Genomic DNA, 4971 nt, shown 5'->3' with positions numbered 1-4971 from the left:
GCCATGGGTGGCCCGGCGTGTCAGGCGGGTGTGACGGGTAAGTCAACGGTGACGGTGGTGCCGATACCCGGGGTGCTGTCGATCCGGATGGTGCCGCCGTGGGCGGCGACGGTCGATTCGACGATGGAAAGCCCGAGGCCGCTTCCGCCGCGTCGCCGCGATCTGGAAACGTCGGCCCGGAAGAATCGTTCGGTGATGTGCTCAACGACGTCGGCTGGAATGCCAGGTCCGGCATCTGCAACATCAATGAGGACCCGACCGTGCTCCGGTGGGTGAACGGTCACGGTGACGGGCACGTTGTCGTCGGTGTGGATCACTGCGTTGTTCACGAGGTTGGCGAGTACCTGGCGGAGCCGGTCGTTGTCGCCTTGAACAATGGCAGTGTGTGGCGCCTCAATGGTAATGGAGCGTGCGGGTGTCACGGCATGTGCGTCGGTGACTGCGTCATGTGCGAGCTGAGCGATGTCGACAGCGCGCTGCTCGATTGGTCGATGTTCGTCGAGCTTGGCCAGGTTCAGCATGTCCTCGACCAGACGTGCCATGCGGATTGATTCCTGTTCAGTCCGGCGCATCGCGTCGTCAAGTTGTTCGGGCTCGGACAGGCCGCCTGCGCGGTACAGTTCGGCGTAACCACGGATCGTCGTGACCGGGGTTCTCAGCTCATGGGACGCGTCCGAGACAAATTGTCGTAGTCGGGTTTCGGACTCCTCGCGTTTGGTGAGTGCAGTCTGGAGAGTGCTGAGCATCGTGTTCAATGCAACCGCCAGCTCGTGGGACTCGGCTGCTGCTGCTGATTCGTCCGCTCGAGCGGACAGGTCGCCTCCGGCAATCGTTGTTGCGGTTGCTGTCATCTGTTTGATCGGGCGGATTCCTAGGCGCAGCATCCACCATGTCACGAGGCCGAGGATGGCGAGCACGCCAGCGAGTCCGCCGAGAGTGACCCACCGCAGTTTTTCAATCGTGGAGCCCAGTTCGTTCAACGGAAGCCCCGTCACGCGGACGATGTCGCCGTTGCGTTCCAAGAGCAGCCGGTACTCGATGTCGCCCTCGGTGGCTGGGCTGGTCAAGAAACGACGCGAGCGGTCTCCGAGGCCGTCTAGCGAGACGTCCGGTGGTGCCAGGTTTTGGCGTCCAACGTTGGGAACGAAGAATGTCGTGAGCGTCCCGTCAGCGTTGATCGTGCCTTCGTAGAAGTCGCTTTGTCGCTCGGGTTGTCCGCCGGGCGCGATGTCGATGTGTCCGCCATCGGCACCACCATGGTCGTCGTCATCACCATCGCCGATTGGCCCGCCAGATGACGCGGCGGCGAGGCGCTGGTCGAGTTGGCTGATGAGTTGCGTGCGAGTGGTCACGGTGATCACTGCTGCGACAGCGACCAGCACGATGGCGACCAGGCCGAATCCTGCGAGGAGCCGGGCCCGCAGTGACAGTCTGCTCATTGCGTCCGAAGCGTGTAGCCGACGCCGCGGAGTGTGTGGATCAATTTGGGTTCGACCGTGTCGATTTTGCGGCGCAGGTACCCGATGTAGGTTTCGACCACGCCGCCGTCGCCGCCGAAGTCGTACTTCCAGACGTTGTCGAGGATCTGCGCCTTCGACACCACCCGCCCGGCGTTGACCATCAGGTAGCGCAACAGGTTGTACTCGGTTGGCGACAGCGCGACTTCTTCGCCGGCGCGGACCACGCGGTGGGCGTCGTCGTCAAGTTCGAGGTCGGCCAACTTAAAGCGGACGGAATCAGCCGCCGGTGCGTGTTCAGCCGCGCTTCGGCGCAGGACCGCTTCGATCCGTGCGACGAGTTCGTCGAGGCTGAACGGCTTCTGAAGGTAGTCATCGCCACCCAGCGTGAGGCCACGCACCTTGTCGTGTAGATCATCGCGGGCGGTCAGGAACACGACCGGGGTCCGGTCGCCATCGGCTCGCATCCGGCGGCACACCTCGAATCCGTCGAGGTCTGGCATCATCACGTCGAGCACGACGAGATCAGGGTTGACGTCCGGCAAGGCGCTCAGAGCAGCGCGTCCATCTTCGACCGCTGTGACCTCGAAACCGTGATGGCTCAGTGCTGCGGTGAGCATTGACCTCAGGTTCTCCTCGTCGTCAACGATCAACAAGCGTCCGGTCATTCCCACAGCCTGGCAGGTCTGCCTGTGAGTTCGCCGAGAGCCCGCCGTGAGTCCGCTGTGGCGACACCGATCTGCGTCCGGGGCTGAGCCTTCGGGCACCTGCACGTCGGTAGTGGCGTAGCTTACGTTGGTGCAATCGTTCATGTATTTCACTACCCGATCGACGGGGATCGTCGCGACAGTCCTCATGGTCGCTGCGCTGCTGTGGGGCTTCTTGTTCTCGTCCCGAGCGACCGGCAAACGCCTCCGACCCAACTGGTGGCTGGACCTCCACAACTGGCTCGGCGGCATCGCTCTCATTTTTACCGGCGTGCATATTGTCGCCTCGGTCCTTGACTCGTCGTCGGGCATCGGCATCGTGCAGGCACTGGTACCGGCAACAGCCACCGACACATGGGCCATCACGTGGGGCGTGATTGCCACATACATCACCGTTGCCGTTGTTTTCACGAGTTGGCCGAAGCGGTGGAGTAACCGTCGGTGGTGGCGAGTCGTGCATCTGTTGTCAGTACCCGGCACCGCCCTCGTGCTCGTCCACGCGTACCAGAGCGGGAGCGACTCGTCCCGGGTCGCATTTCAGGTCGGCATGGTCATCGCCGTCGCTTTTGCCACCTACGGACTCGGGCTTCGGCTCAGCACCCTGCGCCGAAGCGCCTGACAACTCTCACATTCGCAGCCAACTCACAGCTTGCTCCCAGGGTCATGCCAGACTGATCTGACTTGATGGAGTCATGACCAACCCGACCTTCCCCCAACCTGTCATCCCGGGCGAACCGTTCGTGGCCCCATTGAGCACTGTTCCAGCAAGCGACGTCCCAGCGAGCACAGCCTCCACGAGTTCGGCCCCAACAAAGATGGCCGGGTCTGTTGGCTCTGATGTGGACGCTGCGCTGGCCGCACGACTCGAACGACTGGCCGCATCTCGTGCCGGGGTGCGTCGCGACGCGGTCGCTCCGAGCGCCCGGACCGGCGGCGCACCGAAGAAGCGTCGCCACCCCGCACAGCACTCGCGCACAGCGGCGCTCCTCCTCAGCGTCCTCGCCAGTGGCGGCCTCGGGGTGTTGTTTGCAGCTACCGACCAGCCCGTCTCGGCATCTGCCGAGCGGGCCGGGATCGTGACCGCCACGACGGCCCCGACACCCCCTCCGGCCAGCGCGCCGTCGGTCACGACCCCGACACCCCCTCCGGCCAGCGCGCCGCCGGTCACGGCCACCACCGTCGCACCAGCCACCACCGCACCCGGTGCAGCCGACGTGACAATTAATGGGAGCATTTTCACCAACAAGTGGGGCGACGTTCAGGTGCAGGCGATATTCGCACCCGACGGCACGATCAACAAGGTCACCGCGCTCCGGACCCCATCGAGGGATGGCAAGAGCGTCAACATTAACAACCGGGCTGTGCCCCAGTTGAACAGCGAGGCGCTCACCGCTCAGAGCGCGGCGATCCACACGGTCTCCGGCGCGACCTATACGAGCAACGACTACAAAAAGTCGCTCCAATCAGCGGTCGACATCGCCACCGTCAATGGCATTCCGCTCGCTCCGGCCGCAGCATGACCAGCACCGCACCTAGCGGTCGACATCACATCGAGCTCGTCATGGGCATGGCGGTCAGCATTGACATCCGTGACCTCCATGTTCCAGTCGCCGCCATCGACGATGTCGTCGAGTGGCTCCACCATGTCGACGCGACGTTCAGTCCATACAAGCAAGAGAGCCCGATCAGCGCGATCGGACGCGGCCAACTCGGCTTCGACGACGTCGACGACGAGGTCCGCGACGTTCTGCGTCTCTGCGAACAACTCCGACTCGATTCCGACGGATCCTTCGATGCTTTCGAGGTCCCCGCACCCAACGGCACCCGTTTCGATCCTTGCGGAGTGGTGAAGGGATGGTCAATCGAACATGCCGCCGAGATCCTCGAACAACGCGGATGCCGGAACTTCTGCATCAATGCTGGTGGAGATATAGCGCTACGCGGCAGTCCGGTCGGCGACGAGTCGTGGACCGTCGGCATACGGCACCCCGTTGACGATCAACGCCTCGCGACCGTTGTAACAGGGAGCGGCCGCCTCGCCGTTGCGACGTCGGCAACCTACGAACGTGGCGCGCACATTATCAACCCGCACACGGGACAGCCAACGACCGATCTCGCGAGTGTGACGGTTGTCGGGCCCGACCTCACGCTTGCAGACGCGTACGCCACCATCGTGTTCGTCATGGGGCTCGACGGACTCGAGTGGCTCGAAAAGCACCCCGACTACGACGGCTACGTGATCACCCACGACGACACCACGTACTGGACGCCTGGCTTCGCCGACTATCGCGCTTCCGAATGAGTTGTGGTCACGAGCATGTGCGCACCTGAAGTGCTACCTCGAGAACCTGGCTGATCGGGAGGGACAAGAATTGGGCTGCGATACGCGGAGTTAGCCGACTGGTTCGGCGGCCACCGGACCGATGGAGGACGGGTCGATGCGGTCGAGGCGATCGAGGATCGTCTGGACGCCAGCGTGCAGTTCGTGGATCTCAGCCGCTGCGTTGATGTTTGTGTCGTAGTCATGCTGTGCGAGTTCGGCCGAGATCTGATCGGACCGACGGGCCGCAATCAGAAGGATGGCACCCTGGAGCGCGGCCAGGCAGGACAGGACGAGGTTGAGGAGGATGAACGGGAACGGGTCGAAGCCGGTGTTGCGGTTGAACGCCATCCACACTGCAAGAAACACCAGCGCGCTGATGACGAACGCCCACGAGCCCATGCCGTTACGAAGCCGGTCTGCTGAGCGTTCGCCGAGTGTCAGTTGGTCCGCGGTGCGGACCGCAGGATGGCGCCCCCAGATGATG

General features: G+C 63.5%; 6 protein-coding genes. 3 read left to right on the top strand and 3 right to left on the bottom strand.

From position 1 onward, the window contains the following. Positions 1 to 20 precede the first annotated feature (20 nt). Positions 21 to 1439 carry a sensor histidine kinase gene (locus ACH2EI_RS21105; protein ID WP_395155543.1) on the bottom strand — a complete coding sequence of 473 codons (1419 nt, stop codon included), beginning with the start codon at positions 1437 to 1439 and terminating at the stop codon, positions 21 to 23. Then, the gene (locus ACH2EI_RS21100; protein ID WP_395155544.1) at positions 1436 to 2125 is read right to left on the bottom strand and encodes a response regulator transcription factor; all 690 of its coding nucleotides are present in this window, start codon (positions 2123 to 2125) and stop codon (positions 1436 to 1438) included. The genes ACH2EI_RS21105 and ACH2EI_RS21100 overlap by 4 nt, the downstream gene beginning before the upstream one ends. A 130-nt stretch (positions 2126 to 2255) precedes the next feature. Here ACH2EI_RS21100 and ACH2EI_RS21095 point away from each other — a divergent pair, with 130 nt between their 5' ends. The 3 genes from ACH2EI_RS21095 to ACH2EI_RS21085 all read left to right on the top strand — a co-directional run bounded on the left by ACH2EI_RS21095 (position 2256) and on the right by ACH2EI_RS21085 (position 4466). Further along, positions 2256 to 2783 carry a ferric reductase-like transmembrane domain-containing protein gene (locus tag ACH2EI_RS21095; RefSeq protein WP_395155545.1) on the top strand — a complete coding sequence of 176 codons (528 nt, stop codon included), beginning with the start codon at positions 2256 to 2258 and terminating at the stop codon, positions 2781 to 2783. A 73-nt stretch (positions 2784 to 2856) separates the two neighbouring features. Continuing rightward, positions 2857 to 3684, top strand: coding sequence for an FMN-binding protein (locus ACH2EI_RS21090; protein ID WP_395155546.1), 828 nt, complete (start codon positions 2857 to 2859; stop codon positions 3682 to 3684). Continuing rightward, entirely contained in the window at positions 3681 to 4466 is a 786-nt protein-coding gene (locus tag ACH2EI_RS21085) for an FAD:protein FMN transferase (protein WP_395155547.1), read from the top strand. Before ACH2EI_RS21090 ends, ACH2EI_RS21085 begins: the two co-directional genes overlap by 4 nt. A gap of 90 nt (positions 4467 to 4556) precedes the next feature. Here the strand turns inward: ACH2EI_RS21085 and ACH2EI_RS21080 are convergent. Continuing rightward, a partial coding sequence (locus ACH2EI_RS21080; RefSeq protein WP_395155548.1) for a DUF1003 domain-containing protein occupies positions 4557 to 4971 on the bottom strand: 415 nt, incomplete at its 5' end.

Source organism: Ilumatobacter sp., assembly GCF_041688325.1.
GTDB lineage: Bacteria > Actinomycetota > Acidimicrobiia > Acidimicrobiales > Ilumatobacteraceae > Ilumatobacter_A.
This window is presented reverse-complemented; position numbering and strand designations above follow the sequence as displayed.

Bases quoted from the DNA above. Each gene is read 5' to 3' on its own strand.
- ACH2EI_RS21105 (WP_395155543.1), bottom strand. From the start codon at position 1,439: ATGAGCAGACTGTCACTGCGGGCCCGGCTCCTCGCAGGATTCGGCCTG.
- ACH2EI_RS21100 (WP_395155544.1), bottom strand. From the start codon at position 2,125: ATGACCGGACGCTTGTTGATCGTTGACGACGAGGAGAACCTGAGGTCA.
- ACH2EI_RS21090 (WP_395155546.1), top strand. From the start codon at position 2,857: ATGACCAACCCGACCTTCCCCCAACCTGTCATCCCGGGCGAACCGTTC.
- ACH2EI_RS21085 (WP_395155547.1), top strand. From the start codon at position 3,681: ATGACCAGCACCGCACCTAGCGGTCGACATCACATCGAGCTCGTCATG.